The 25847-nt window shown below is 67.6% G+C and carries 23 protein-coding genes; 12 read left to right on the forward strand and 11 right to left on the reverse strand.

Translation table 11 applies throughout. The annotated features are described in order from the left end of the window. Positions 1–152: 152 nt before the first annotated feature. Complete coding sequence (locus OR16_RS12555; protein ID WP_006158338.1) at positions 153–335, forward strand: hypothetical protein; 183 nt, start codon at positions 153–155, stop codon at positions 333–335. Positions 336–416: 81 nt separating this feature from the next. Here the strand turns inward: OR16_RS12555 and OR16_RS12560 are convergent, their stop codons facing one another. The 3 genes from OR16_RS12560 to OR16_RS12570 form a co-directional block, all read right to left on the reverse strand. Beyond that, complete coding sequence (locus tag OR16_RS12560; protein WP_006158339.1) at positions 417–593, reverse strand: CsbD family protein; 177 nt, start codon at positions 591–593, stop codon at positions 417–419. Between the two features lie 430 nt (positions 594–1023). Beyond that, positions 1024–2652 (reverse strand): EAL domain-containing protein, encoded by a 1629-nt coding sequence (locus OR16_RS12565; RefSeq protein WP_100227875.1) that lies wholly within the window; start codon positions 2650–2652, stop codon positions 1024–1026. Then, a complete protein-coding gene (locus OR16_RS12570) occupies positions 2649–4703 on the reverse strand; it encodes an ATP-binding protein (protein WP_237717038.1) in 2055 nt (684 codons plus the stop codon). The genes OR16_RS12565 and OR16_RS12570 overlap by 4 nt, the downstream gene beginning before the upstream one ends. 369 nt (positions 4704–5072) lie before the next feature. On the opposite strand from OR16_RS12570, the gene OR16_RS12575 reads away from it, so the two are divergent. Together OR16_RS12575 and OR16_RS12580 are read left to right on the forward strand one after the other, a co-directional pair. Then, a complete protein-coding gene (locus OR16_RS12575) occupies positions 5073–5678 on the forward strand; it encodes a response regulator (RefSeq protein WP_006158342.1) in 606 nt (201 codons plus the stop codon). Positions 5679–5828: 150 nt separating this feature from the next. Continuing rightward, positions 5829–6272, forward strand: coding sequence for a nucleoside deaminase (locus OR16_RS12580; RefSeq protein ID WP_006158343.1), 444 nt, complete (start codon positions 5829–5831; stop codon positions 6270–6272). Between the two features lie 163 nt (positions 6273–6435). On the opposite strand, the gene cynS is transcribed toward OR16_RS12580, so the two are convergent. Next, a complete protein-coding gene (gene cynS, locus OR16_RS12585) occupies positions 6436–6879 on the reverse strand; it encodes a cyanase (RefSeq protein WP_006158344.1) in 444 nt (147 codons plus the stop codon). Between the two features lie 654 nt (positions 6880–7533). On the opposite strand from cynS, the gene OR16_RS12590 reads away from it, so the two are divergent. The 8 genes from OR16_RS12590 to OR16_RS12630 all read left to right on the forward strand — a co-directional run bounded on the left by OR16_RS12590 (position 7534) and on the right by OR16_RS12630 (position 15771). Then, a complete protein-coding gene (locus OR16_RS12590; protein ID WP_006158345.1) occupies positions 7534–7725 on the forward strand; it encodes a DUF4089 domain-containing protein in 192 nt (63 codons plus the stop codon). An 82-nt stretch (positions 7726–7807) separates the two neighbouring features. After that, positions 7808–8509 (forward strand): GntR family transcriptional regulator, encoded by a 702-nt coding sequence (locus OR16_RS12595; RefSeq protein ID WP_006158346.1) that lies wholly within the window; start codon positions 7808–7810, stop codon positions 8507–8509. Positions 8510–9052: 543 nt separating this feature from the next. Next, positions 9053–9385, forward strand: coding sequence for a YXWGXW repeat-containing protein (locus OR16_RS12605; protein ID WP_006158347.1), 333 nt, complete (start codon positions 9053–9055; stop codon positions 9383–9385). A 234-nt stretch (positions 9386–9619) separates the two neighbouring features. Further along, positions 9620–11044, forward strand: coding sequence for a mannose-1-phosphate guanylyltransferase/mannose-6-phosphate isomerase (locus OR16_RS12610; RefSeq protein ID WP_006158348.1), 1425 nt, complete (start codon positions 9620–9622; stop codon positions 11042–11044). After that, complete coding sequence (gene gmd, locus OR16_RS12615; RefSeq protein ID WP_006158349.1) at positions 11031–12251, forward strand: GDP-mannose 4,6-dehydratase; 1221 nt, start codon at positions 11031–11033, stop codon at positions 12249–12251. Before OR16_RS12610 ends, gmd begins: the two co-directional genes overlap by 14 nt. Beyond that, a complete protein-coding gene (locus tag OR16_RS12620; protein WP_081488763.1) occupies positions 12244–13290 on the forward strand; it encodes a GDP-L-fucose synthase family protein in 1047 nt (348 codons plus the stop codon). The genes gmd and OR16_RS12620 overlap by 8 nt, the downstream gene beginning before the upstream one ends. Before the next feature lies 1 nt (position 13291). Continuing rightward, positions 13292–14383 carry a glycosyltransferase gene (locus OR16_RS12625; protein WP_006158351.1) on the forward strand — a complete coding sequence of 364 codons (1092 nt, stop codon included), beginning with the start codon at positions 13292–13294 and terminating at the stop codon, positions 14381–14383. Positions 14384–14508: 125 nt separating this feature from the next. Continuing rightward, positions 14509–15771: a glycosyltransferase WbuB gene (locus tag OR16_RS12630; RefSeq protein WP_043419513.1), complete on the forward strand. Its 1263-nt coding sequence runs from the start codon at positions 14509–14511 to the stop codon at positions 15769–15771. Positions 15772–15791: 20 nt separating this feature from the next. On the opposite strand, the gene OR16_RS12635 is transcribed toward OR16_RS12630, so the two are convergent. The 7 genes from OR16_RS12635 to OR16_RS12665 form a co-directional block, all read right to left on the reverse strand. Then, complete coding sequence (locus OR16_RS12635) at positions 15792–16946, reverse strand: glycosyltransferase (RefSeq protein WP_006158353.1); 1155 nt, start codon at positions 16944–16946, stop codon at positions 15792–15794. A gap of 131 nt (positions 16947–17077) precedes the next feature. After that, positions 17078–18418, reverse strand: coding sequence for a hypothetical protein (locus OR16_RS12640; protein WP_006158354.1), 1341 nt, complete (start codon positions 18416–18418; stop codon positions 17078–17080). Further along, the gene (locus tag OR16_RS12645; protein ID WP_006158355.1) at positions 18412–19584 is read right to left on the reverse strand and encodes a glycosyltransferase family 4 protein; all 1173 of its coding nucleotides are present in this window, start codon (positions 19582–19584) and stop codon (positions 18412–18414) included. The genes OR16_RS12640 and OR16_RS12645 overlap by 7 nt, the downstream gene beginning before the upstream one ends. Continuing rightward, positions 19581–20645, reverse strand: coding sequence for a glycosyltransferase family 2 protein (locus OR16_RS12650; RefSeq protein ID WP_050982951.1), 1065 nt, complete (start codon positions 20643–20645; stop codon positions 19581–19583). The genes OR16_RS12645 and OR16_RS12650 overlap by 4 nt, the downstream gene beginning before the upstream one ends. Then, positions 20626–21906, reverse strand: a complete 1281-nt coding sequence (locus OR16_RS12655; protein ID WP_006158357.1) for a hypothetical protein — start codon at positions 21904–21906, stop codon at positions 20626–20628. Before OR16_RS12655 ends, OR16_RS12650 begins: the two co-directional genes overlap by 20 nt. Positions 21907–21969: 63 nt before the next feature. After that, the gene (locus tag OR16_RS12660; RefSeq protein WP_006158358.1) at positions 21970–23157 is read right to left on the reverse strand and encodes a glycosyltransferase; all 1188 of its coding nucleotides are present in this window, start codon (positions 23155–23157) and stop codon (positions 21970–21972) included. Continuing rightward, positions 23154–24014 (reverse strand): class I SAM-dependent methyltransferase, encoded by an 861-nt coding sequence (locus OR16_RS12665; RefSeq protein WP_043419549.1) that lies wholly within the window; start codon positions 24012–24014, stop codon positions 23154–23156. Before OR16_RS12665 ends, OR16_RS12660 begins: the two co-directional genes overlap by 4 nt. Positions 24015–24881: 867 nt before the next feature. Between OR16_RS12665 and OR16_RS12670 the strand changes: the two genes are divergently transcribed. Then, a complete protein-coding gene (locus OR16_RS12670; RefSeq protein WP_006158360.1) occupies positions 24882–25823 on the forward strand; it encodes a response regulator transcription factor in 942 nt (313 codons plus the stop codon). Positions 25824–25847 lie beyond the last annotated feature (24 nt).

Below are 25847 nucleotides of genomic sequence, written 5' to 3' on the forward strand. Positions count from 1 at the left end.
CAACAGTGTATTTTGCCAGGCCTGGATTCTCTTTCCGGCGCGTTTGGCTAAGATGGCCTGTACCGATGGCAGCCACACGGACCGCCATTCCACCGGCGCCAGCCAAGAGGCATTGCCGCATGGCGCGCCAGTCAGACTCCGCGAGAAGGCACATGAGCACGCATCACAAATCCACGCACGACACCCAGCGCAAGGACCAGGCAGCCAATGACGCCAGCGGCCCCGGCCTCGATATTCCATTCGGCTCGCTCGATGCGGCGGCACTCGCCGAGCTGCCGTATACGTTCCGCCCGGTGGGCACCGCCACACGCTTCTACAACGAGTGCTTCAGTTGAGCCGTTGAACGCAGCAACGCCACCGGGGCCCGGGGTCGCACGACCCTGAGCCCCGGCGGCGTTTTTCATCGCGCGCATACGCTAGCGGGTACGCTTGGCGTCTTCTCTGGCGTCACCATAAGCGGCCTGCGTCTTGCCGGCAATTTGCTCGGCCTTGCCCTTGATCTCGGTGCTGGTGCTGCCGGTCACTTTCCCGGCAACTTCCTTTACCTTGCCCTTGGCTTGCTCGATACGGCCCTTCACTTGATCCTTGTTCATGGTCGGCTCCAATTAGCGACGGTACAAAAATGCGTCGTCGCCCTCCCGCGGCGAGCGCCGGCAGGATCGCCGTGCCCGCGCCACATCCACATGCATGGACAGGAGGGTGCTGACGTCAGCTTAGGCAGTCGCGGGCGCCTTGCGTGTCAGGCGGCGACGGTAATCCCTGTCAGACGAATGCCCACGCGTTTGCGATCAAGGCGCAGCCGTTGAGCAGTTGGGGAGAGACAGGGAAATCAAGAGGATCAAAAGAGTCAAAAGAGCGCCTCGCGTGGGAACACGAGGCGCTGGCCGGCAAGGAGATTCCAGCAGGGAGGCGCATAGCCCGACGGGGAAAGTAAGGCTACATGCGAATTCTATATCATTTTTATCAATCAAAAATAGGACGGATGTTTCATATTTTCGCAGACACCGGTCCGGCGGGACCGGATCAGACGCGCTCCGGCACGGCCAGGCTGCCACCAGGCAAAGCTGCCGGCGCACCGCGCTCGAGATGCGCCGGCAGCCATTCGCGGAGCCCGGCCCGCGTCATGGGGCGCGCAAAGTGATAGCCCTGCCCCAGGCGCACCCCCTTGCCCGCCAGCAACGCGCGCTGCGCCTCGCATTCGATGCCTTCGGCCACCACCGTCAGATCCAGCGCGTGGGCAAAGTTGATCGTGACGTCGACAATCTGGCCGCTCACCTTGTCGCCAGGATCGGCCTGCACGAAGATACGGTCGAGCTTGAGAAAGTCCACATCGAACTGCTTGAAATACGCCAGGCCGCAGTAGCCGGTGCCAAAGTCGTCAACCGCCAGCTTGATGCCGCGCGCCTTGGCGCGCTGGATCGCGCTGCGCTGGTGCTCCGCCAGCGAGACGGCATCGCGTTCCGTGATTTCCAGCACCGGCGTCACGTTGGCCCGCAGCAGCGCGAACAGCGGTGAGTCTTCGGCCCAGAACCCCGCGTCGTCGAAGTGCTCGTTGGTGACGTTGAAGGCGAGATGGAATGCGGGCGGCAATGCCAGCGGCTCGAGATCGCGCAAGACATGGGGGATCAGGAGCAGCGTCAACGCGACCGCCAGATGCTGTTGCTCGATGCCCGGGATGAAAAGCTCCGGCTCCAGCAGGCCGCGCCGCGGGTGCTCCCAGCGCGCCAGCACCTCTACCCCCGCGCACAGCCCGCTTTCCAGATCGACCACCGGTTGGTAGTACGGCACGAATTCGCCGTTGCGCAGCCCGCGCTGCAACTCCGCGGCAAACGAGCGGCGTGCCGCCCGGCGCGAATGCAGCCCCAGCACCACCAGCGCGGCGATGCCCGCGGCCAGCGGTGGCAGCACCAGGTACTTGAGGCTCTCATGCAGCACCAGGCTGTACGGCGCGCTCGCGATCACCGCAATCGGGTGTCCGGCCAGTGGCCGGATATCGACAATGCCATGCGCGCCCTGCCCAGCTGCATCGCGCCGGACCAGGCTCGGTGCGCCGGCAGGCTCGCCCCCCTCGCCGCCGTTGAGCATGAAGCGCGTGCCAGCCACCTCGATCTCGATATCGGGAAATCCCAGCTTGCCCGCCGACTGCACCATGTCGGCCAGGTAGCGCCCCTCCACCCAGACCAGTACACCGCTGCCCGGGACGGTGCCGAAGAACACGGCGAGCGCCGTGCCGCTGCCGAGTTGGGGTTTGGCAAGCTGGTATTGCAGCCCGGGTTGCCAGTTCAGCAATTCGCCCAGCGGTGCAGCGATCTCGCCGCGCGCCGCCGAGCAGTAGCGCAAGCCGCGCGCCACCAGCACCACATCGCGGATATAGGCAGTGTAGGCACCCTGCTCCTGCAACTGGCGCGCCACGTTGCGGCAGGGCGCGCCCGCCACCGCGCGATTCTGATGGATGATGCCAAGCGTATCGGCCAGCGCGAGCTCCAGGGTGTCACGCACCGCCGACGACATCCGTGCCACGCGCTCGCGCGCATCGTGCGCGGCCAGCAACGCGATCAGCCATAGCGCCAGGATGGCGGCAAGCAACGCCGCCATCCTCGCGCACCGCCGCGCCGCGGCCCGCTCCGCCTCTCCCCGCAGCCAGCGCTTCATGCGGCCGCCGGCAGGCTAAGGGTGACAACGGTGCCCTTGCCGAACTCACTGGCGAGCGTGATCTGCCCCTGATGCACCGCCACGATTTCCCGCACGATCGCCAGGCCCAGGCCATTTCCCGTTGCATTGCCCCGCCGGTTGGCCCGGTAAAAATTGTCGAACGCCATGCCCGCTTCTTCCTTCGTCATGCCGATACCCCGATCCTCGACCCTGACCGAGACCGTTTCCTGCTCTAGCGGCAACGGCTCGACCGTGACGGTGACTTCGTCTTCTCCGTCCGAATACTTCAGCGCATTCTCTATCAGGTTGCGCACCGCCTGTGTCAATTGCGCGCGGTCCGCCAGCACGTGCAACGGCACGCCGGCGTCGACCACGCGCACCCTGCCCTCGTCGGCGAACTCGCCCGCCACCGTCTCGCGCACGAGCGTGGCCACCTCCAGGCGTTCACGCTCGAGCATGCCGCTGCTGCGGGCCTCGATGCGGGCCAGGTCGAGCAAGTCGGACAACAACGCGTTGAGCTGGCCGGCACGGGCGTGAATCGCACGATAGATGCCGCTGCGCTGCGCCATCGGCACCACCTCGGCACTCAACAGTTCGGCGTAGCCGGCAATGCCCGCCACGGGCGCCTTGAGCTCATGCGCGGCCGCGGAGACAAAATGGGATTTCATGCGGTCATGGCGCAGTTGCGTCGTCACGTCGCGCAGCACCAGCACCAGGCCGCCGCCGCTGGCCGCATGCACGATGCGCACCTCGTAGGCGGGCGACACCGCCATGTCGAACTCGACGATGCCGGCGAACTCCCCGGCCGGCTCGGCCCGGTCCAGCTCCGCCAGGAGCTGCTCGGCGCGGCAGGCCTGTCGCGCCGGGCGCCGCCCGCGGTAGAGCCAGTGAACGAACTCGCGCTGCGTGGCGCCGCGCAGCCGCGGCAACGACACGCCCAGCAGGTCGCACAGCGCGGTATTGGTCTCGTTGATCACGCGATCGCGGCCAAACACCGCCACGCCGTCGGGCATGGCCAGGAACAGCCCGCGCAAATGCTGCTTCTTCTCGGCCAGGATATCGCGCACCACGCTCTCGCGGTCGGCCAGCGAGGCGAGCTGGCCCAGCGCGATGAACTGCCGGACCTGGAAGAACATCACCAGCACCGTGGCCAAGCCGGCGATCACGATCGCGGCGCGCAAGCGGTCCTGATAGCTGGCCAGGGCCGCATCGCTGCTGATGCCGACCAGCACCGCGAGATTGCGTCCGGGCAGGCGCTGGATGGCATAGATGTGCCGGGCATCATCCAGCCCCCCGGGGGCCGTGGTGAGGCTGTCCTGCGTGCCGGACAGCGCCCCGCGCAACGCGGAGCCGGGCATCAGCACCTGGCCCGGCTGGCTGCTCTGCTCGCTCCAGCGCGCGCGCACCACGAAGTCGTCGGTGCCCGCCAGCAGCACGGTGCCGGATGGCCCGAGGCCCGCCTTTGCGTAGACCTGCGACAGGTAGCCAGGGTCTAGCGACACCACCACCACGCCCGCGAAGCGGCCATCCGTGGGCGCCACGATGCCGCGGGACAATGGCACGGACCACTGGCCGCTGACACGCTCGACCAGCGGCATGCCGACATGGAGCGACGGCCGCGCTAGGTTCTGATGGACGCTGAAATACCGGCGCTCGCTCAGGTCCAGTGGCTCAAAGCCCGTGCTGGTGGATGCGCGCAGCCAGCCTGCGCGGTCGAGCACGGATACATCGAGAAAGGGCTCGACGGCAAGGTAGCCGCCTTGCTTCCATTGCGCCAGCGGCAGCGCCGGCCCGCGCTCCACCACGGCGCCACCAACGAGCGACGCGATCTGGTCGGCCTCGGCCAGCGTTCGCTCAGCGTGTTCACCGAGCAGCCCCGCCACGCGGGCCAGGCCCGCATGCGCGTGCCGCAACTCGACCGCGCGGTCCCATAGCCCCCAGCCGGCGAGCGCGCACCAGATGCAGACCACGATGACAATGCCTGACCAGAACGGGTGCCTCGCGGAGCGATGCGCACCAGCCAATGCCTGTCGGTAGATTTCCAGCCTCATGGGAAAGCTACCAAAAAACGAATATATTGTTCATCACAGCCGTGAATCGCAGCCTTTGATACTAGTCCGCGCGTGCGTGCGCCCCGCGCACCCCCCGGTGCCGCTGCCTGAAGGCAGCCTGCTTGCGGCAAAACTTCACAGTATGATCTATTCGGCTGGGCCAGTCCGCTCGCACTGGTCCAGCCGGCGTAGCCGGCCAGGTGCATCGCAAATGCGTTAGCTTCGACAGTTCAGCGATGCCTTATCATAATTGCGTGTTTTCCTGGCATTAAGTTGCGCTTTGGCAGCTTTCCGAAGAATAATGAAAACAATACGATACGTAACGCCGCGGCCCCGCCCGGCGCGCGTTGCGTCAGTTGAAGAGGCCATATGACCGATCTGCGCTTTTATTCCACCAAGACCGCTGCCGAGATGCTTGGCGTCTCCCTGCGCACGGTCCAGCTCTGGGTCGAGAATGGCCGGCTGCCCGCGTGGAAGACCGACGGCGGACATCGCAGGATCCCGGCCGATTCGGTAGACCGCATGGTGGCCGACCAGCGCAGCCAGACCGCCATGTCCACCGCAGCGGCTGCCGGCCCGGCGGGACGGGCGTTTCGCGTACTGCTGGTGGAAGACGACGAGCACCTGCTGCAGATTTACCGCATGGCGCTGGAAGCCCTCAACCCGCCGGTGGAAATACTCGAGGCCACGAACGGATACGATGGCCTGCTGCTCATTGGCAGCAGCAAACCCGACCTTGTCATCCTGGATCTGATCATGCCTGGCATCGATGGCTTTCGCCTGTGCCGGACCATCGACGCGCAGCAGGAGTTTGCCGCCACACGCATCGTCGTGGTGACTTCGCTGGACAAGCATGCGATTGCGGACCGCGGCGGCATTCCGGCGCATATCCGTGTCTTTTCCAAACCGATCCCGATGTCCGTGCTGCAGTCGCTGGTGGTGACCCTGCAGGTCGGCCCCGGCACGCCAGCCTAGGATTTGGGCAGGCGCCATGGCGGGATTCAGCGCCGCCATTGTATATCATTTTTTTCAGAAAACACGAGACGTAAAGTTTCATATTTACGCGTATCGTGTGCGGTGAATGGCTGCCGCTCACTAGCCACGGTGCCCTTCTGGAGATCCCCCATGTCTATCCATGAACAACACCTGCGGGAAGCGGTGCGCCTGGCCCACGCCAATCGCGCGCGTGGCGGCCGGCCCTTTGGCGCGGTGCTCGCGCTCGATGGCGAACTGGTGGCAACCGGCGTCAACGACATCGTGCACAGCTTCGATCCCACCACGCACGCCGAGATGCAGGCCATCCGCGCCGCATGCCGCAAGCTGGGCCGGCCGAGCCTCAAGGGTGCCGTGGTGTACGCCAGCGGGCATCCGTGCCCGATGTGCCTGGCCGCGCTGACCATGACGGGCGTGGAGGCGGTGTACTACGCCTTCGACAATGCCGACGCGGCGCCCTACGGGCTGTCGAGCGAGGCCGCCTACCAGGCGCTGCGCCTGCCGTTAGACCCGCCACCGCTGCCGCTCACGCGCCTGCCGGCAGGGACGGCGGCGGCGGATCTATATGGGGCGTAGGACGGACGCCATGCGCAAAAACGCGCCGCGCAACCAAAGCGTACCCGTTTCTGCGCGCGCATTAAAACCCCAACCGTACCCGTTTCTGCGTACTTTCCGGCCCACCGGAACAAGGAGCGTACCCGTTTCTGCGTGACGCGATGCGCCCGGTTGGCTGCCCCGATCAGTAGGTTTTGTAGGGTAGGAACTTGCCCGACATCTCGATCTTCACGCGATCGCCATTCGGGTCGGCCTCACGCTGCAGGTCCATGCGGAAATCGATCGCGCTCATGATGCCGTCGCCGAATTCCTCATGGATCAGCGCCTTGAAGGTCGTCCCGTAGATGCTGACCAATTCGTAGAAGCGGTAGATCAGCGGATCGGTCGGCACGGGAGTGGGCAGCGAGCCCTTGTAAGGCACGGTACGCAGCCACGGCCCGGCCTCCGGCGGCAAGCCAAAGATCTCCATTACGGCCTGCGCGCCGGGCGCGTCGAAGGCCATCTGGCCCAGGCAGGCGGCGGTCGTCCACTCCTTGCTCTTGCCGACCTTCTCGGCCACATCGGACCACCGAATGCCTTTGGTAACCTTGGCCTCGATGATCAGGTCCGTGATATCGCTGCGATTCATTTGCGCTCCTCTGGATTCTGGTTTGGTGGGGCATGGCGTATGCCGCGACGCGGCGGCACCAGCGCCGGACAACGTCATGGAAGCCCGTCCAATCGCGAGCAAGCGGCGGTGCACGCGTTGTCGTACCGCGCCAGCGCGGCAAATGACGTAGCACCCGGCACGAGGGCCTGCAGCGCCAACACGACGAGAAGGATCGGCATCACACCTCCGGCAAGTTCCTGCGCACGATATGGGGACTCCGCACCACGCGTCAGGCATGCATCGGGTACGCATCAAGCAGTGCCGCCGCGTGCCAGCGTGGATCGGTGCGCGCATCACCGACCCTGCGCGCGCTCCCATGACAATGCACTCCGCGCAAGGTTCATGCCACTGCACCGGGCACTTCGCCAGGCGGTGCATGCAAGCGCAGGCGCAACGCAGAGGCGCACCAAGGCCGCGGCGGCGCACGCACTGCCGCGGTGAATCACGCCGCGCACGCGCACCCGTCACTGCCTCCGCGCCCCCAAGCGGTGCAGCGCGGCGGGTGGAATCCTGCCGCACGCCGGACATCGTGTCGCGTCGCACGTGGCACAGCCATTGCTTGCATACAAGATCGCATACAAGCAGGGGCGCAACGGCCGCGGTCAGAGACCCACGAACTCCCGGAGAAATGCCATGACCCAATTTTGCGACGAGACGCTGGCGCACTATGCCCGCAGCGCGCTCAAGCTGCACGGGCTGGAGCTGCCCAAGGACGCCGAGGCGCGCGTGATCGAACAATTCCTGCGCGTTGCCGCAGTAGCGGCGCCCATGCTGGCGCACCCGCTGGACGCGCATGAAGCGCCGGCACCGGTGTACCGGCCATGAACGCGCGCGATGCCGTGTTCGAATCCGCACTGGCGATCCGCAGCGACATCGACGCCGGCGCATTGCTAACGCAGGCCGCGGCATGAGCGGCGCCGAGATCCGTGTCGTCTCGCGCGCCGAAGCGGTCTATGCGCAGCTGCGCGACGACATCTTCGAGTTCCGGATGCTGCCCGGCGACCGCTTCACCGAAGGCGAGATCGCCCAGCGCCTGGGCGTATCGCGCACGCCGGTGCGCGAGGCGCTCCTGCGGCTGCAATCCGATGCGCTGGTGCAGGTGTATTTCCGCAGCGGCTGGGAGGTGGTGCCACTGGATTTCACCCGCTTCGACGAGCTATACGAACTGCGCAAGCTGATCGAGCTCAACGCCGTGCGCATGCTGTGCACGCACGCCGCGCCCGCGGTGGATCACGCCGCGCTAGCCCAGCTCGCCCAGTTCTGGCAGGTGCCGCGGGACGCGCGGCTGGATGATGGCCGCCTGGTGGCCCAACACGACGAAGGCTTCCACGCGGCGCTGGTGGCGGCGGCTGGCAATCGCGAAATCGCCAGCGTGCACCGGCAGGTGACCGAGCGCATCCGCATCGTCCGCCGGCTCGATTTCACGTACGCCGCGCGCGTGACCGCCACCTACGACGAGCACGCCGCCATCCTGTGCGAGATCCAGCGCCAGCGCGCGGAGCCAGCCGTGCTGCTGCTGTCAAGCCATATTGAAGAAAGCCGCGCCGAGGTGCGCAAGATCACGCTGCACCGCTTGCAGACGATACGCACTGACGGCGCGCGCGCCTGACACGCGGCTTTGCGCAGGCGGTGGCCGATCCGCGCTTCGTCGCCACCCGCGCGCAAGCGGGCCGCTGCACAGGTAAATCCTTGCGAGAGTTATTTCCGATGTAACGCCACATTACGGGACCGGCCACGGTTCCGTTTTCTTTTTGGTACTGCCGCCAGCCCTGCGGCGGCACCCGCATGCCCAATGCCGGCAAGGCTTGGCGGGTGGCGTCCAGGGGCCCGGAAGGCCTCGCCGAAGGTGACGCCGAGGCCCTTGAAAGTGTGATTGCGCCTTACAAGTGCAAGCACACCGGCGCGGGCCCGATGGCTACAGTGGGGCCATGTTCAACGCGAAGCCAGTCACGGAGTCCCCAACATGAAACGCGCCATCGCCCTGGTAGTCCTGCTCTCCTCCGCAGCGGCCCTGCTCTCCGCCTGCATCGTGGTACCCCCGCGTGGCGGCCCGCCGCCGTACCGTTACCACGACCGCTATTGAGCGGCCGCCGGCAAGACGCACGTGCCGGCCCCGCATCCGACACCTCGTTCGCATCCCTGGAGTTGAACCATGAAACGCCAACTGCTGCTCGCCCTCATTACCCTTGCCGCTGGCGCCGCGCTTGGCCTGGTCTCGCCGGCCCAGGCCCAGGCCTATCCCCCGGGCTACCACGGCAGCCCATACATGGGTCCGGCCCCGCCGCCGCCGCGCTATGAGCCGCGCCCGCCGGGCCGCCCTGGCCAGGCATGGGTACCGGGACACTGGAACGCACACGGCGGCAGCTATGCCTGGCGCGGCGGCTACTGGCAGCGCGAACGCCCGGGTCACCGCTATGTGCCCGAGCGCTGGGTGCAAGGCCCGCACGGCGGCTGGGTGATGCGGCCCGGCTACTGGACCCGCTAAGCCGGGGCTTCCCGGCACCGTACAAGGCAGCCACATACGCCGTCCCGCTTTGCGCGCAGACGGCGCTTTTTTTCGTGCTTGCATAGCGTACATGGCCCGCCGCGCCAGCGCGCCATCGAGTGTGTGCTAGCCAACAGTCCCCCCCGCGGCCCGGCATTACAGTCACCTCACTACCCGTCACCCGGCTCGCCGCGAACGCGAGCCAGGCTTCGTGCTGCGTGAAGGAGACATGCCATGGCAGACGATAAGCAGATCGTACCGGTCATCCTGTGTGGCGGCGCGGGCTCGCGGCTGTGGCCATTATCCCGTGACGGCTATCCCAAGCAGTTCCTGCGCCTGCTCGGAAAGGACTCGCTGCTGCAGGACACCCTGCTGCGCGTACGGGAGATTCCCGGCGTGCAGGATCCCATCCTGGTCAGCAATGAAGCGCATCGTTTCGTCGTGGCCGAACAGGCGCGCGAGGCAGGCTGCGCGCTGTCCGCCATCGTGCTCGAGCCGCATCCTCGCAATACCGCGCCCGCCGCGGCGGTGGCCGCGCTGCAGGCACGCAGCGGCGGCGGCGACCCGGTGCTGCTGGTGCTGCCCTCCGATCACCTGATCCGCGACCGCGCCGCCTTCACCCAGACCGTATGCCAGGGCAGCGCCGTGGCCGCGGCCGGCGTGGTGGTGACGCTGGGCGTGGTACCCACGTTCGCCGCCACCGGCTACGGCTATATCAAGGCGGTGCCCAGCAATACGGCCGACTTGCTTTCGGTCGCGCGCTTCGTCGAGAAACCCTCGCTGGAAATGGCCACCGGCTACCTGCAGGAAGGCAACTGCTTCTGGAACAGCGGCATCTTCCTGTTCCGCGCCTCCGTCTATCTCGCCGCGCTGGAGCGGTTCGCCCCCGATATCCTGCTGGCCGCGCAAGAGGCGATGGTGCGCGGCCACCGCGACCTGGACTTCTTCCGGCTCGACGCCGATGCCTTCGCCGCCTGCCGCTCCGACTCGATCGACTACGCCGTGATGGAACACCTGCGCGACGCGCAAATGGCACCGCTGTCGGCCGGCTGGAGCGATGTGGGTTCCTGGGATGCGGTCTGGAAGGCCGCCGAGAAGACCGCCGACGGCAACGTGGCGATCGGCGACGTGGTCACGCACCACGCGCAGGGCTGCCTCGTCCACGCCTCGCACCGCATGGTGGCGGTCGCGGGCCTGGACGACGTGATGGTGGTGGAAACGCCGGACGTGGTGCTGGTGGTCCACAAGGATCACTGCCAGGACGTGAAGCAACTGGTGGAAACGGTGCGCGCCCAGGGCCGCCCCGAGGCCACCCAGCACCGCAAGGTATACCGGCCCTGGGGCGCCTACGACGCCGTGGACCACGGCACGCGCTATCAGGTCAAGCGCATCACGGTCAAACCCGGCGCCAAGCTCTCGCTGCAACTGCATCACCACCGTGCCGAACACTGGGTGGTGGTTTCCGGCACGGCGCGCGTGCGCCGCGGCGACGTCGAGTACCTGCTGACCGAAGACCAATCCACGTATATCCCGATCGGCGAGACGCACAGCCTTGAAAACCCCGGCCGGATCCCGCTCGAACTGATCGAGATCCAGTCCGGCTCCTACCTTGGCGAAGACGACATCATCCGGATGGCAGATATCTATGGGCGCACATGACCTCGAACCCCTTGGCCGGCTCGCCACCAGCGAGCTGCAGCCCGAAGCCAGCGGCAACGCCGGCAGCGGCGGGGCGCAACGCCCGCGCCGCGCGCTGATCACCGGCATCACCGGGCAGGACGGTGCCTACCTGTGCGAGCTGCTGATTGCCAAAGGCTACGAGGTACACGGCATCAAGCGCCGCAGTTCGCTGTTCAATACCGAGCGCATCGACCACCTGTACCAGGATCCGCAAGCGCCCAGGCGCAACCTGATCCTGCATCACGGGGACATGACCGACACCGCCAGCCTGGTGCGGGTGGTGCAGCAATCGCAACCCGACGAGATCTACAACCTGGCGGCGCAAAGCCATGTGCAGGTGTCGTTCGAGGAGCCGGAGTACACCGCGAACACGGATGCGCTGGGCACGCTGCGCCTGCTCGAAGCCGTGCGCATCCTTGGCCTGGAGAAACAAACTCGCTTTTACCAGGCGTCCACGTCCGAGCTGTACGGCCTGGTGCAGGAAACACCGCAAAAGGAGACCACCCCGTTCTACCCGCGCAGCCCCTATGCCGCCGCCAAGCTGTACGCCTACTGGATCACGGTGAACTATCGCGAGGCCTACGGCATGTATGCCTGCAACGGCATCCTGTTCAACCATGAAAGCCCGGTGCGCGGCGAGACCTTCGTCACGCGCAAGATCACGCGGGCGATCGCGCGCATCGCGCTAGGGCTGCAGGACACGCTGTATCTCGGCAACCTGTCGGCCCTGCGCGACTGGGGCCACGCACGCGACTACGTGGAAATGCAGTGGCTGATGCTGCAGCAGGACACGGCCGAGGACTATGTGATCGCCAGCGGCGAGCAGCACAGCGTGCGCGAGTTCGTGCAGCTGGCCTCGCTGGAGCTCGGCATCACGGTGCGCTTCGAGGGCAACGGCGCCGATGAGGTGGGCGTGGTGGAGCGCGTCGATGCCGCCACCGGCCCGGTGGTTGCGCGCTGCAAGGTAGGCGATGTGATCATACGGGTGGATGCGCGTTACTTCCGGCCCACCGAGGTAGAGACATTGCTGGGCGATGCCAGCAAGGCGCGCGAACAGCTGGGCTGGTCGCCGCGCACCAGCTTCGCGGCGTTGGTGCGGGAGATGGTGGAGGCGGACTTCGCCGCGGCGCGGCGCGATGCGTTCGTCAAGCTGGCTGGGTTCCGGGCTTACGACCATCATGAGTGAAACCGGCACCGCAGTGTCAAACGATCCCACATCGTCATCGGCGCCCCCGCCTGCGCGGCCATCGCGTGTGTTCGTGGCGGGACACCGCGGCATGGTTGGCTCGGCCATCGTGCGCGCGCTGGAGGCACGCGGACAGGCCAGCGTCATCACGCGCAGCCACGCCGAGCTCGACCTCACCGACCAGCAGCAGGTACGCGCGTTCTTTGCCACCGCGGCCGTCGACGCAGTCTATCTGGCAGCCGCCCGCGTGGGCGGCATCCACGCCAACCGCACCTATCCGGCCGAGTTCATCCAGCAGAACCTGATGATCGCGGCCAACGTCATCCACGAGGCATGGCGCGCGGGCGTCGCGCGCCTGCTGTTCCTCGGATCGAGCTGCATCTACCCTAAGTTCGCGCCCCAGCCCATCGGCGAAGCCGCGCTGCTCACCGGGCCACTCGAGCCCACCAATGCGCCCTACGCCCTGGCCAAGATCGCCGGGATTGCGCTGTGCGAGAGCTACAACCGCCAGTACCGCACCGACTACCGCTGCGTGATGCCGACCAACCTCTACGGCCCGGGCGACAACTATCACCCCGACAACAGCCACGTGATACCAGGCCTGCTGCGGCGCTTCCACGAAGCCGGCATGGCGCACGCCCGGTGCGTGACGGTATGGGGCAGCGGCACGCCGTTGCGCGAGTTCCTTTACGCGGACGACCTGGCCGCGGCATGCCTGCATGTGATGGCACTGCCCGAAGACGCATACCGCCAGACCGCGCCGGCCGGATTCCTGAACGTAGGCAGCGATGAGGAAGTCAGCATCCGCGAACTGGCGGGGCTGGTGGCGCAGACCGTGAGCTTTCGCGGCGACATTGTCTTCGACAGCGGCAAGCCCGACGGCACGCCGCGCAAGCGGCTTGACTGCGCGGCGCTCGCCGCCACCGGCTGGCAACCGGCCGTGGCGCTGCGCGACGGCCTGCGCCTGGCTTACCTGGACGCATTGCAAAGCGGAAGGCTGGCGCATGGCACGGCGCCCGCACAACCCGTGGAGGCCTGACATGAAACCCTTGCTCCGCCATCCCGGCAAGCGTGCACGGCCCCAGGCCGCTGCGCCTGCCGCGTCCACCGCGCCAGCTACCTCGACCGCCAGCGGCGCGGCAGCGCATCCCGGCGCGCTCTGGCCCGGGCAGGTCGTCTTTCCCACTGGCAGCGCCGATGCTGGCCGGTGGCGGCGCTGCCTGCAACAGATGCGCGCCATCTCGCTCAGTCCCGGCGCGCTGGTGGTGTTGGCGGGCCAGAGCCGGCTGGAGAACTGGGCCATGCTGCTGGCCAGCATGGCCCTGGGCCGGCGGCGCGCGGCATTCTTCCATGGCGCCGCCTTTGCTAGCGTTCCCGGCCGCCTTGGCGCGCTGGCCGACGCGGTCTTGCTGCGCCATTGCCAGGGCGTCTTCGTGGGCAGCGAGCGCGGCTGTGCGCGTGCCATCGCCGCCGCTGTGCCACCGCGCAAGATCTTTGCCTGCCGCCCGCCAGCCGTGCTGCCGGACGGCTTCAACGCCGCCGCCGAACTGCGCTCGCGGGTCGAGCACGCACCGCCGCCGCATGCGCCGCACTTCCTGCATGTCGGCAACCTTACGCACGATCCGGCCCTGGTGCTGCTGCTCCACGCCTTTGCCGGCGCGCGGCAGGCATGGCCGGCGGCCACGATGTCGCTGGTGGGCACCGGCCACGCCTATGGCCGGCTGCGCACCATGGCCGACGCGCTCGGGCTGGGGGCGTCGATACGCTTCCTGGGCGCGATGGCGCCGGCGGACTTCGCCGCCGAGTACCGCAAGGCAAGCTGCCTGGTACTGCCCGATGCCGCGCAGCGCTGGCATCCGCTGGTACGCGAGGCGCTGAGCTATGGCTGCCCGGTGCTGGTGAGCGTGAACAACGACGACGCCGGCGAACTCATCCGCGACGGCATCACCGGCCTGTACTTCAAGGCGGGCGACGCCGGTGCGCTGGCCAAGTGCCTGGCGCAGGTCCCCACGCGTTTTGCCGATGCCGCCGCCACCGCCGCGCGCTGCCAGGCCGCCGCACTGGAGGACTCCCCCGCGTCCGCGGGCAGGGCCATCGCCGCCGGCTGCGTGCGGATCATGGCCGCGGACTAGGAGCGCGCCGGCATGCACCGCCACGCTCCTGGTCCGCAGTGGCTTAACGCCCGCGTACCGCCGCACAGGGCACCGGCGCCATTGGCGCCATTGACGCCATTGACGCCACTGACGCTACCGTTGCCATGAAGATACTCATGTACTGCCTTAACTATGCGCCCGAGCTGACCGGCATCGGCAAGTACACCTGCGAGCAGGCCGAGTGGCTCGCGGCGCGCGGCCATGAGGTACGGGTGGTCACCGCACCGCCGTACTATCCGGCGTGGCGCGTAGGCGAGGGCTATCGTGCCTGGCAATACCGCCGCGAGCGGCGGCGCTGGGTCGAGGTGTATCGCGCGCCGCTGTGGGTGCCGCGCAAGCCTGGCGGCGTCACGCGGCTGCTGCACCTGGCGAGCTTTGCCGTGGCAAGCCTGCCCAGCCTGATGGCCCAGTTGCGCTGGCGCCCGGACGTGCTGTTCGTGGTGGAACCCCCGCTGATGTGCGCGCCGGCCGCATTGCTGTTCGCGCACTGGAGCGGCTGCAAGACCTGGCTGCATGTGCAGGACTACGAGGTCGACGCGGCCTTCGCGCTGGGGCTGCTGCGCCAGCCCTGGCTGCGCCGCCTGGCGCAGCGCGTGGAACGTCAGCTGATGGCGCGCTTTGACCGGGTCTCGTCGATCTCGCAGGCCATGGTCTCGCTGGCGCGCGGCAAAGGCACGGAGCCCGAGCGCACGGCCATGCTGCCCAACTGGGTCGATCTGCGGGAAATCGGCGCCGGCAGCGCCACGCTAGCGCGGCGCACGCTGGGTATTCCGGCTGACGCCGTGGTGGCGTTGTACTCGGGCAATATGGGCGCCAAGCAGGGGCTGGATATCATAGCCGAAGCGGCACGCCTGCTCGACGGCCGCAGCCGCCTGCACTTCATCTTCTGCGGCGACGGCGCCGGGCGCCCGGCGCTGGAGGCCGCTTGCGCGGGGCTGCCACAGGTGCGGTTCCTGCCCTTGCAGCCCGCCGACATGTTTGCATCGCTGCTGGCCGCCGCGGACATCCACCTGCTGCCGCAACGCGCCGGCGCCGCCGACCTGGTCATGCCCTCGAAGCTGACCGGCATGCTGGCCAGCGCCCGCCCGGTGATCGCCACTGCTCAGCCCAACACGGAGCTTGGCCGGGTGGTCGCGCAATGCGGCGTGCTGGTGCCGCCGGGCGACGCGGCCGCGCTGGCCAGTGCCATCGACACGCTGGCGGCGCAGCCCGCGCTGCGCGCGCACCTGGGCGACGCGGGGCACCGCTGGGCCGGGCAGCACCTGGACCGCGACATGGTGCTGGGCGAACTGGAGAGGGCATTGTTCGCGCTGGTCAGGCGCCAGCCCGCTGGCGCGCCCACCGCCGCCGGGGCAGGCAGCGAGTAGCCTGCGCCACGCGCCCCCGCTCAAGCATCCACGGAGACGCGGTCTTCCACCGACGCGGCTGCCAGCACGCCGAGATAGATGCTCTCGTACTGGTCGATCGCCTTCTCCGTGGAAAAGTTGGTGGCCCACGCGATCGAGCGCGCGGCCACTTCGGCGCGCCGCGCTTGCGGCCATGCGAGCATCTCGGCCAGCTTGTCCGCGCCGCGTTGCGCCCAACCTTCCATGTCACCGCTAGCCATCGGCTCGAGCAACTGCACCAGGTTGCCGCCGATCTCGGTCATCGGCGCGCGGTTGGTGGTCAGCACCGGCGAGCCGCATGCCATGGCTTCGATAATGGGCCAGCCAAAGCCTTCTTCCAGGCTTGGAAACAGCATCACGGCGGCCAACGAATAGGCTGCCTGCACCGCCTCGGTGGGCAGCCCCGTCAAGAAGCACACGCTGCCGCCGAGGGTGGCAGCGCGCTCGCCCTGCGCGCGCATCTCCGCGGTGGGCTCGCCACCGATCATCCACAGCACCCGGCGCTGGCGGCTCTGGCGGCACTGGCGGCAATAAGCGAGGTATAGCGCCAGCACGCCTTCGCGATTCTTGTACCACTGGTTGCCGCCGATATGCACCAGCAGGCCTTGCGGATCGGCCGGCGCGCCGGCACGCTGCAGGCAGGCCAGCGCCTCGAGGGTGCCCATCCTGTGGAACGGGTAGTTCATGCCGTTGTAGACCACCCACGCCGCCTCCGGCGCGCACGGATGCAGCCGCCGCAGGTCGCGCATGGTCTTGTTGGAGACGGCGACAAAGGCCTTTCCCTGCGCCAGGCCCCAGCGGATCAGCGACTGGTAGGTGCGCCCGCTGGGCGAGAGACCGTGCTCGGGAAACTCGCCGGCGAGCGTGCGCAGGGCAATGAAATCGTGGCAATGCACCACGTGCGGACGATGGCGCAGCAGCGGCATCCAGATGCCCAGCGCATGATCGGCCAGCACCAGCAAGGTGTCCTTGTCGACCTTGCGCAGGCGCCAAAGCGCGAGCATCGGGAACAGGATGTACTGGTCGATGTAGCCCAGCCATTTGCGCAGCCCGCCCCGCGCCGGCAGCCGGCACATCACGGCGGCCGGTGTCCATAGTTCGGCCTGGTGGCCGCGTGCGCGCATGCCATCGATGATCATCGCGGCAAAGCGGTCCATGCTGTGGCTGCCGAAAAAGCGGGGTGACCCAACAAGATGATTTTCATGGTGATTGGAAGGTGCGCGGATAGCCGGCCGATGCCGTGTCGTGTTTCAGGTCGTGACTTCGCTCTGCCGATCCGAGGCAGGGCTTAGCCCGGGTGGTACAAGCGTTGGCTCGCCTGCCGCGTGGCCGCCAGCGTAATGCCGGCGAACACGAAGCCAAGCGCGTTGGCTGTCAGTTGCCCGACTACCGGCCAGGAGGTCAGTCCAAAGATGGCAATGGTCCACATCAGGATAAGAAAGGCGTTGCCGGTGCGCTTGGCCACGCGCCATGCGCGCCACATGCCGTTGACGAAGATAAGCGCCTTGAGCAAGATGCTCAGATAGCCGACCAGGCCCATCTCGCCGATGACGCGGCCGGTCTCGGTTTCGCTGATCACGAACAGCAGGCCGGTCTGCAGGAAGTAGTTTGCAAGATTGCTGCCAAGCCCGAGCCCGCTGCCAAGCAGGCTCTGCTCGGCCGAGACATCGTTGACGCCGAAGAACATCGACCCCACCCGGTCGCCAAAGCTCTCCGACTCCGCCGCGGAACTGAAGCGCTCCAGGGTCGCGTCCACCGCCGAGCTGACGAACAGCACGATGACCACGCTCATCAGCACGGAAACGATGCCCCACGACACTGCCGCCCTGCGCCGTTTTCCCTTGCCGTAGCGCAGGCTTGCCAGCAGCGCGATGCCAAACATGATCGGCAACAGCAGGATGGCCGAACGCGACCCGCTGACCAGCGAGGCAATGAACAGGCTGCCGATGACCGCGAGTGAATGCAGCTTGCCCCAGAGCCCCGGCTTCTGCTCGCCCAGCACCGCCTCCAGCGCGAAGGGGCTGACGATCGCCAGGAACAGGGTGTAGCCCAGCGTGAACGAGAAGGTGCCCGTGGTGCGCACCACGTCGGCCGTCACGCGGAAGACCGTATCCGGATCGCCCTCGATCTGACGATTGAGGAAGCTCTCCGGCGGCTGAAAATGCTGCACCAGTGCCAGCGGAGCCATGAACAGCAGCATGGCAAGCGCGGTCTTGTAGATCGCGTCCAGGTCCTGCGCCTCGAGCAGCTCGGCGGCGGCGTAGGCAAACCACAGGTACAGCAGCCAGAAGCGCACGCCGATCAGGAAAATGGGCAGCGAGTTGATGCCCGCGACAAGCTGCAGCAAGCCCCAGAAGCAAACAATGGCCGACCACCACAGCAGCATGCGCACGGTGCGCCGCGCCGGGGTAAAGCCCGAGTAGCGCACCGCGTGGTACAACGCATACACCACCAACAGGTCGCGCAGCAGGATCAGCGGCATGGTGAGCGAGTCCGAGACCCACTTGCGCGCGGCGCCCTCGAACACGGCAATCACGAAGACCGTGATGAAGATCCGCCCGAACACGGTGACGCGCGCCCGGCGGGCCGGCACGGCGGGTTTCGCATAGGCAAGGGAATGGCTCAGCATAGCGCGGCTACCGTTTCGGCTGCACTCAGGCGGTACCTCGCCCAGGTGTACTTCTGCCCGGCGACACGGGCATGGGCGCGCGCACGCTCCAGCTGCGCGCGATCGGTGGCCAGGGCCAGCATGCGTTGATACAGTGCCTGCGCGCAGAGCGGCACCACCCAGCCGGCCTGCGGGAATTCGTCGATGATTTCTTTCGCACCGACCCGATCCGAGAGCAGCACCGGCGTGCCGCATGCCAGCGCCTCGGCCACCACCATGCCGAAGGAATCGAAGCGCGACGGCAGCACGAAGCAATCGGCATCGGCAAACACCTGGAACAGCGCCGGCTGCGGCAACGCGCCAAGCTGAAGCACGCCCGGCATGGCAGCGATGCGCTCGCCCAGCGCCGGCTCGACAAGCGCGCCGGCAAGCATCAGCTCCGCCGTCGGCAGGCGCTCGCGCAGCCGCGCGAACGCGTCAAGCAGCAGGTCGATGCCTTTGCCCACGCGCACTGCCCCGGCGAACACGAAGCGCGGGCCGCCGGAGACGCGCTGGCGGCGCACGTCATCCGGCAGCGTTGCGCCAAGCAGGATTGGCTTGAGCTTGGCAGGGGGCACGCCGGCGTCGATGTAGGTACGCGCGGCAAACTCGGAGCAAGTGATGATGATGTCCGCCAGCGCAATCTCCGCATCCTTTTGCGCGTTGATCTGCGCGAGGTAGGTGCGGTCCTCCACCGGCACCATGGCTTCGGCTGCGCGGTGATGCACGGCGGGCGCCTCCAGCACGCAGCGCGCGCCGATGCGCCGCGCCGCCTGGAAGGTCCGCAGCGCGGAGTTCTCGTAGGCCACCACGATATCCGGGCGCACCGCCTCCACCCGGGCGGCTACCCAGTGGTCGAACAGGTGGAAGACCCGGTGCGCGTAAGCCGACGAAGAGCGCCCGACGTAGCGGTTCAGGCCGAGCTTTAGCACGCCCGGAAAGAACACCGGGTGCCGCCGCAGCGCGTTCGGGATCGCCACCTCGCGCAGCTTGGCGCGATAGGCGGCCGGCAGCCACCATGGCGGCGCCTCGCCCGGGGCGCGCACCGGCACGCCAGACCAGTATTGCTTGAGCATGTCGTGCTCATAGAGCGCCAGTGCCATCTGATGCGAGTGCTGCAGGCCGGGATGCGTGACGAGGGCCTTCATGCTTCGCTCCCCCTTGGGGCGCCATCGAGCCTCGCGCCCGCGGGCACCGCGGCGGCGACAGGCCCGGCACAGCGCGTGGGCCGGCCCGGCGGCTGCATGCGCAGCGTCCCCGCCAGGCGCACGCCCTGCGCAAAGCCACCCCAGCCACCCAGCAGTTGGCCGGGCAGGCAGCGTGGGCGCTTGAGCAGGCTGTGCGCCAGGAAGTAGGCGCCCGGGCAACTGCGAGACCCCACCAGCAGCTGGAACAACGCAAGCCGCAGGCGCATCGCCGGTGACGCGTACGCCATCGAGAGCGCCACCAGGTTGCAGGTCTCCTCGAAGCAGCGCTTGCGCGCATAGCTCTCGCGCTCGTAGTTGTAGCGCACGGCCGGATAGTGATCGACGATGGCGCCGGGATCGAGAACCAGGCGCCATCCCGCGTGGCGCAGCATCTGGCACATCCAGGTCTCGTTGCCGGGCTGCGCGCCCTGGCCCTGCAGCCGCTCGTCGAAACGCGCCGTGCCCAAGGCCGCGCGGCGCAGGATCCAGTTGCAGCCCTTGAGCGTTTCCACCGCGCGCGGTGCGCCGCTCACCCGATGGGTCTCGCCGATGATCCTGCCCCAGCCGTCGCGATAGCCGGCCAGCGGTACGTCCGGCACAGCCAGCGGCTGGCCATCGGCGCCGCGTACGACATCCCGGCCACCGGCGCCGCCCACCACGGCATCGGCAAAATGGGGCAGCAAGCGGGCCAGCCAGTCCGCGCGGGGCAATGCGTCATCATCCAGGATCGCGAGCAGCTCGCCGGTGGCGTGCGGCAGGCCGGCGTTCAGGGCGGCTACCACGCCAGGCTCGAACACCTTGACTACCTGCAGCGCAGGATAGCGGGCCCGTGCCGCATCTGCCAGCCACGCAGCAGTGTCCGGATCGTCAGCGCCGCGGCAGACCACGATCAACTGGACCGGCGACGGCACGAGCGCCGCCGCTGCCTGCAGGCAGCGCTGGAGCATGTCCAGGCGCCGGTAGGTCGGGACCACACCATCAGCGTGACGCTTGGCGCATCGCTCATTGCGTGCTTCCTCCATGGGGGGCAAGGCGCTCGTCGGCTGGCAGCAGGCGCCCGGCGCGCACGGCGGCAGCGAGCTCGCAGACGATGGCCGCGGCCAGCCCCGACGACAGGCCGAGCTGGAACCACAACACACCATCGAGCGTGGTGAGATCGAGCAAGCGTGGCGCAACCGCGCACCAGGCCAGCACCACCGGCACCTGCACGAATGCAAAGTGATTCAGCCCCCGGTTGGCCAGCAACTGCCAGGCGATGCCGACCATGCTGGCACAGCCCGCACCGAGGCAGGCAATGACCAGCTCGGCGCCCAGCGAGGCGTAGTTCGGCCCTACCAGCCACAGCAGCAATCCTGGCCAAACCACGGCGAGCAGCACCAGCCCCGCGGCGGGCAGGCAGGCCAGCGCCACCCAGCCCGCAAAGCGCCGCAGCACGCCCTCACGCGCTTGCGCAAAGCGCGGAATCACGTATGCGGACACCACGGCGCCCACCGGCATCAGCAATTGCCCGATGCGCGACAGCGCGCCCAGCGAGGCCGTTTGCCCGACCGCGCCGTGATAGGCGACGATGGCGAACACCAGTTGCCCCTGGACGCAATAGAACGCTTCCAGCGGCAATTGCCGCCGCATGATGCGGCCGATGTATTGGCTGTCGTGCGCCTTGCCCGCGCTGCCGGCCTGCGCCGCCAGTGGTATCTCGCGCGCGATCCAGCGTCGGACGAACGGCACGCGCAGCCCCGCGAACAGCACGTTGACGAGTGTCGCGCCCAGCACGCCGAGCAGGCCCAGCGCGTATAGCGCGGACGACAGCACCAGCCGCCCTACGGATAAAGCGGTATCGAGCGCCTGCAGCGCGGGCGCGCGGTTGGCAAACAGCAGCACCTGGTCCACCACGCGCGATTGCATGTCGAAGTACCAGGTCACCAGCAGCAGCGCCAGCAGCAGCACGATGAGGATCGCGCCTGCATGGTTGCGATACAGCAGCCACGCGGCAATCGCCAGCACCACAGGCAGCAGCCAGGCGGAGAGCTTCCAGCGCTGGCCCATGGCTGCGCAAGCCAGTTCCGCGGCACGCTCGCGGTCCGGCCAGGTCTTGCCCAGCAGCGCGTTCAGGCCGAGCTGGATGCCGCCCTTGGTGACGATGGCGATGGCGCCCATGATGATGCCAACCACGGTGTAGATGGCGTAGTCGCCCACCTCCAGCCAGCGCGCCAGCAGCAGGCCGGTGATTGCGCCGATCCCTTGCGAGAGCACCGCATAGACGAGGAAGTTGAGCAGCTTCACGGCGCTCGCGCTCCCCGCGCAATGACGCTTTGGCATGACGGCGCGACCATGGCCTTGTCCCCTCTATCCCGCCGTCGCGTGCCGCGCGGGCTGCGCGGCCCCGGTCGCGCCATGGATGATGTCGACAAGGCGTTGCGCCGCCTGCCCGGACTGGAAGCGCCGGGCGAACGATTGCCGCGCGGCGGCGCGCATGCGCGCTTGCGCGGCGGGCTCGGCCCGCAGCCACTGCCGCAGGCAGGCGGTGGCGCCCTGCGCGGTGTCGGGGCCCACCAGCCCAGCGCCGTCGGCGACGATCTCGCGCCAGATATTGACCTTGTCGGAGATCAGCACCGGCACGCCGCAGCCGAGCGCCTCGGCCACCGCCACGCCGAAGTTCTCCTGGTGCGAAGGCAGGCAGAACACCTCGGCCGCGTGAAAGGCGCCCCACTTGAGATCGCCCTTGAGCATGCCGGTCCAGCTCACGCGCGCGCGCAGCCCCTGCGCGGCAATGCGCTGCTCCAGTGCTGCGCGCAACGCGGCGTCGTAGGGTCCGGCCAGCACCAGGTGCAGCGCGGGATGCTCGGCGGCCACGCCGGCGAAGGCTTCGACCAGCAGGTCGCAGCCCTTTTTCTCGTGGATCCGCCCCAGGAACAGCGCGATGCGCTTGCCGCTCGCCTCGGGGAAGGCAGAGAAGAAGGCCTCGCGCAGTGGCGCGCCGTCTTGCGGCGGCTGCGCCGTGCCGTAGCTTGCCACCACCTCCCGGCACCGGTACGGCCAGAACGCGCCGCTGGAGCGCAACTTTTCCTCGCTGCACGTGAACAGCACGCCGCGCGCGTGACGCAGGACCCAGTAGTCCCCGACCAGCCAGTAGAGGCTCTTCTTCAAATGCTTGAGCGGATAGTGGTCGCGAAACCAGGGGTCCAGCATGCCGTGCGTAAACACAAAATACGGTACCCGCGTGCCACGCAGCGCAATCCATACGGCCAGCGCGTGGAACTGCCACAGCCCTTCGACGATGACCGCGTCGTACTCTTCGCCGTGGGCGCGCAGCCAGGCCACCATGCGCCGGTTGAAGCCGTACTTGAGCGACGACGGCCCCAGCGCGATGACGTCGAGCTCGCTATCGCGCACCCAAGGCGCATCGGGCGCATCGCCGCAGCACACCTGCACCTGCACGCCGCGCTCACGCAAGGGCACGCGCAGCTGGCGCACGCCTTCGATCGGGCCGCCACCGCCCGGATCGATCGACGAGATCACGTGCAGGATCTTCATTGCCGGGTTCCGGGTGCCGCGGGCGGCGGCTCGCTGGCCGCCGCCTTGCGCGCGATGAAATGAAACCAGTACAGGTCGCGCAGGTCCTGGCCTTCGCGCACCGGCTCGCCGTTCAGGTTGCCGAACACCACCTCGGTATGCAGCCCCAGCTCCGCGAGCGCACGCTGCTGCGCGGCGAGCTCGGTATAGACAATCACAATGCCGAACTTGTGCGCAGCGCAAACCCGTATGGCATAACCATCGAACTCGCGGTTCAGGCGCGAGTGCCGCAGGTAGTTGAAGGTGGCAATCGGCAGGTTGCAGATCACCCGCGCGGTGTCGATGCCGACCGCGATCGGGTTGGCCGACAGGTGCGGAAAGCGCACGAAGCGCGAGAGATTCTCGCGATAGCTGGGGCCGCGCATATTGTGCGTGGAGAACAGCATCATGCCGCCGGGCCGCAGCACGCGCTCAAACTCGCGCAGGATGGCGACGCGTCCCGGATAGTCAACCGCATCGATGCCGTTGAAGCTGAACATCACCAGCGCGAAGCTGTTGTCCGCAAAGCGCGACATGTTGCGCGCATCCATCTGCATCACCCGCACGTCGGGATGATTGCGCTGGCAGATCTCGACCATTTCGGGCATGTAGTCGACCGCCGTATAGTCGTCGCTCAGCGCGCGCAGCAGCGCAACGGTGCGCCCGCCACCCACGCCCACGTCGAGGATGGGCTGGCCGCGTACTTCGTCAGCCACCCACGCGATCGCGGCGGCCTCGCCAGGATCGGTCCAATCGCTGGCCGTGCCGAACCACCGTCGCGCGCCCCAGCTACGCCATGCGTGTTGGTTGATACGATCCTGCGCCGTGCCTGAAGCCATGACAACCTCGTGAAGATGAGCAACGTTGGACCAACGCGCAGCGGTGCCGCTGGCATGCCTTGCCGGGCGGATGACCGGTCTGCGTGCAGTGAGGATGCCGGGGCGGGATTCGGGATTCTGTTCGCTGCCACACATGAGCGGCCACGCGGCCGTGACGGGTACCGGCGGCTTGCGGCGCGGGGTATCCGCAGGGTCGCTTGCGGCGCGGCGGCGAGGTACCGCCAGCACCGCATTGCTGCTGTGCAAGGGGTCAATCGGCGGAGCGATGCCTCCCCTCATCCTGATGGTGGAGATGGCTCTCATCCGTTTGTCGCGCGGTAGCCGCCCAAGCCTCATGCCTTAGGCGCAAGTGGATCGCGGACTCCACCTCGGGGCGAGTTTCAAGATTGATTCGCCGCGCGGGCGATTCACCCGGAAAGGCCCTGAAAGCGCCAGCGCGACGCCTTTCCGTTACAGCGGTGAAACATTATTCGCCAATTACTGTTTCAGTCTTGAAACATAATCCTGGCGATTATCCATCACCCGTTCGGGTAACCCGCCAGGCGGCCACCATCAAGGCTTTCCGGATGATGGATACAAAGCTCCCCAACCCATTTTTGGCGCCTCCAAAGCAACTTGATTTCGTGCAGATCAGACAATAAGATGACCTTAATTCGTTTTAAGACGAATGGCATTTTGGGGTGGGTTCAGGGGGTCAGCCTTCCGGCTTGCGGTCAGTTCCCGGCAATAAAAACGGGCGGTCCGGCTTGGCGGTGGTACGGGGATAAACGGGGGCGGCGCGCGTGGAGCACCACGAGGGTCGCGCTGTTCATTATTCCGCTGCGTTCAACCTGTTTCCTGCCGCAATCATACGGGGGGAATAACAACATGAACGCACTGCTCATCGAGGGTCACCCACTGCTGCGTCTCGGGCTGCTGCAAATGCTCGAACGCATTCATGGCGTTGACCACGTCATCACCGTCGACCCGGCCGACGTCGCCCTGCTGGATGGCAATCATTGCGACCTGCTCGTGTTTGGCATGCCTGCCGACACTGACGCCGGATGGCAACTGCTCAACAAGGTACGCTCCGTGCTCTCCGCCGAGCGCTTGCTGCTGCTCGCCGATGTGCTCCCGCTGCAGATTCCGGCGCTCGCCATGGCGCAAGGCATCTGCGGCTGCCTGCCGAAATCCGCCTCGCTGGCCGTGCTGGAAGCTGGCATCCGCCTGGCCATGGTCGGCGGGCAATACGTGCGCGGCCAGAACAACCGGCAAGCCGGCGCGCCTGGCAGCGGATCGCCGGGCCTGTCGGCCGGCAATTATCCCGTAGGGGGCCGCGTTCCCATGCTGGCGCCACTGGCCGAGGGCGCGCTGTGCAGCCCCGCCGGCGTGCGCATCCAGGCCACGCCTTCCTCGCGCGAATCCGTGGCCGCCGCGGCTCGCCAGAGCGCAGCGGCGGTCGATGCCGGCGGTAGCGGCGGGCACGGCGAGACCGCGTATGACGAAGCCGAGATGCTGCAGATCACGCCAAGGCAATATGAAGTGCTAGTGCTGCTTGCGCGCGGACATCCCATCAAGACCGTGAGCCGCATGCTCAATATCTCGGTGGCGACCGTCAAGAGCCACGCCTGCACCCTGTATCAGCGGCTCAAGGTGCGCAACAAGGGCGAGGCGGTGTACGCGGCGCTCCAGCGTGGCGCGTCGCTGGAGTGGGTCAGCGGCGACGAAGCCGCGCCGCGCGCGGCCGTGCGCAACGCCTCATCGGCCGACAACAGGCCGGTGCGCGCGGTCGCGGAGTACGGCACGGGCGCTTCCGCCGCGATGCGCTGAGGCGCAGCCACGGCGCGGTCACGG

Origin of the sequence: Cupriavidus basilensis OR16, from assembly GCF_000243095.1 — a bacterium.
Lineage (GTDB): Bacteria > Pseudomonadota > Gammaproteobacteria > Burkholderiales > Burkholderiaceae > Cupriavidus > Cupriavidus basilensis_D.